3 protein-coding genes are annotated in these 1,269 nt (G+C 46.4%); 2 read left to right on the forward strand and 1 reads right to left on the reverse strand.

Going from position 1 to position 1,269, the window contains the following annotated elements; translation table 11 throughout:
- A partial coding sequence (locus R7D93_RS25510; RefSeq protein WP_318129584.1) for a LysR family transcriptional regulator occupies positions 1-205 on the reverse strand: 205 nt, incomplete at its 3' end.
- 140 nt (positions 206-345) lie between these two features.
- Here R7D93_RS25510 and R7D93_RS25515 point away from each other — a divergent pair.
- The gene (locus tag R7D93_RS25515; protein ID WP_005457948.1) at positions 346-744 is read left to right on the forward strand and encodes a hypothetical protein; all 399 of its coding nucleotides are present in this window, start codon (positions 346-348) and stop codon (positions 742-744) included.
- Positions 745-805: 61 nt separating this feature from the next.
- Positions 806-1,269 (forward strand): protein-disulfide reductase DsbD domain-containing protein (locus R7D93_RS25520; RefSeq protein WP_318129585.1); only part of this gene is annotated, 464 nt, incomplete at its 3' end.

Below are 1,269 nucleotides of genomic sequence, written 5' to 3' on the forward strand. Positions count from 1 at the left end.
AAAATCGCTCGCCGGCATGAGTCAAACGCAGCGTGCGTGTGGTTCGGTTGAGTAGTGTCACGCCCATTTGCGCTTCAAGTCCGCTGATCTGGCGAGAAACGTGAGATCGAGAAACGGACAGAGCTTCCGCCGCTTTGGTGAAGTTGCCAAGTTGGGCGATCAAAACAAACGAGCGAATGTCGGCGAGATTAACTTTATTGAGCATAATGAGCGTGTTGCAAAAAGCGATGGGTTTAAGGTTATCACAATTATTTACCAATCATATCGGCAAGCAAGGTCGAACGACTTGAGCTTTACGACAACTTGCGTATTATTTTCTGCGTTTCCATCTTTATCTGACTTTTTATGAGCTTATTGATTTCACGACAAGGCACGCCTCAAAAGCGCGCGAAATGGCTGCTAGCAATGATTGGCTGGGTCATCGTCGTGTGTCTGATGCAAAATTCTGGTTTGGTTTCGGCATGCTCGATGAGTGATGACCAAACCTTGGTTTCTGCTTTATCTAACGATGATGCTCATGTTGTGAAAGCTGATAAAGTCAAAGAGCCGAGTAAGTGTGAACTGTCTGAAAAGTTGATTCAGTTTACCCAGCATCAGCTCGAAGCCTTCATTGTCGTTTTGTTCATTGGCATTGTTTTAGCCGCAGTTTGGCGATGCAGTGCCTTTGTTAACGCAAGGCAATGGACTGAGCCCATCTACGACAAACATCGAATTCATCTTACCTTTTGTGTGTTCCGAGAATGACAAGTGATTCTGGCCGAAAACGCCAGCCATTTTCTACACTTGTTATTAATTAGGAATCACTATGAATCACATTACTAAAGCGACTCAACTCGCGTCCATATTCTTTATGGCGTTGGTGTTGGGTTTGTTCTCTCTTAATCTCTCGGCGCAAACTACTGACACGGGATGGATGACCAATCCACAGCATCCGCCTGTGCAAACGCGTTTTGTTTTGACTGGTCAGCAAGATCCGCAAGCAAAAACGCTCACTGGTTATTTGGATGTTAAGCTGAGCGGAGACTGGAAAACTTATTGGCGATCGCCGGGCGAGGGTGGTGTCGCGCCATCGATAGATTGGCAAAACTCGCAAAACCTGAGCAAGGTTGATTGGCAATGGCCATATCCGCAAAAGTTCGAGTTATTGGGCATTGAGACTCTCGGTTACAAAGGTGACACTTTGTTCCCAATGACGCTGCATATCGACAATATGTCGAAACCCGTCACGATTGATGCAGTGCTCACGCTCTCTTCCTGCACCACCATCTG

Origin of the sequence: Vibrio sp. YT-15, from assembly GCF_033337445.1 — a bacterium.
GTDB classification, from domain to species: Bacteria; Pseudomonadota; Gammaproteobacteria; order Enterobacterales; family Vibrionaceae; genus Vibrio; species Vibrio alginolyticus.